This window comes from Cellulophaga sp. 20_2_10, from assembly GCF_023476645.1.
Lineage (GTDB): Bacteria > Bacteroidota > Bacteroidia > Flavobacteriales > Flavobacteriaceae > Cellulophaga.
The window spans coordinates 1-898 of sequence record NZ_JAMCOJ010000051.1; the positions used below are offsets into that span (position 1 = coordinate 1).

The following is an 898-nucleotide window of genomic DNA, read 5'->3' on the forward strand; positions in this document are numbered from 1 at the left end:
ACCTCTAAATCTCTCTCCTTTATAATCTCTTTTATTTATATAATTATAGTATCTTCAAACTAAGAACCAAACATACGAGCCCAACCGTTGGCTGTAATTATAAAAAAAATGAAAATCAAGATTATATCAATAATTAGTTTCTTTATCTTAACTAATCTTTTTGGACAAACAGATATTAAAAGTAATTGGATAAATAAAAATATTTCTAAATTATCAATAATTTATTATCCAGGAAATTTAGATTGTAAAAACTGTGAAGAGAATATTACTGAGATAAAAGAAAATGGAATTTTTACACACAAATATGAAAGCGTATTTGGAGGATTCGAGATTATTCAAGGTACCTTGAATAAAAGTAATCTTGAATATTTAAAAAATATAACCTTAAAGGCTTCAGTACATAAATATCCAAAAAATAAATTTTCAAATGGAGAAAAAATAATTCGTAAGGATTTAGCACAGTTTTACTTTTTAATTCATACAAATAACGAAATAAGGAAAAGCATATTTTTAGGCACACCTCCAAATGGAGACAAACTAATTGAATTCTTATTGAATATTGCTGAATTTAATGATTGGAAAAAAATTAATGATTACAAATTTGAAATAGAATAAAAACTACAGCCAACAATGGCTATAATTAATACGGGTTTTGGTTCTTAATCCAAAGTTTAGTGCTTTTAAACTAAGTCCGCCAAAACTTTTTATTTGGCTTTAGAACAAAAAATATAAAACAAAATAAAAAGTTTTGGCTAAGTGCTTAATAGGAAATTAATCGCTTTATAATTCCCGTACTAACCATAGTCGAGACGTTGTAACAAATTTTGAAGAACCATTTATAACTAAATATGATTGAATTTTTAAAAGGAGGAAAAACTCTTAAAGGAGTTATAATGGG

Annotated in this window: 1 protein-coding gene; it reads left to right on the forward strand. The window is 25.5% G+C overall.

The genetic code is table 11. From position 1 onward, the window contains the following. Nucleotides 1–108: 108 nt before the first annotated feature. Nucleotides 109–615, forward strand: coding sequence for a hypothetical protein (locus tag M4I21_RS18485; protein ID WP_207177694.1), 507 nt, complete (start codon nt 109–111; stop codon nt 613–615). Nucleotides 616–898 lie beyond the last annotated feature (283 nt).

Coding starts and splice junctions, on each gene's coding strand:
- M4I21_RS18485 (WP_207177694.1), top strand. CDS start 109: ATGAAAATCAAGATTATATCAATAATTAGTTTCTTTATCTTAACTAAT.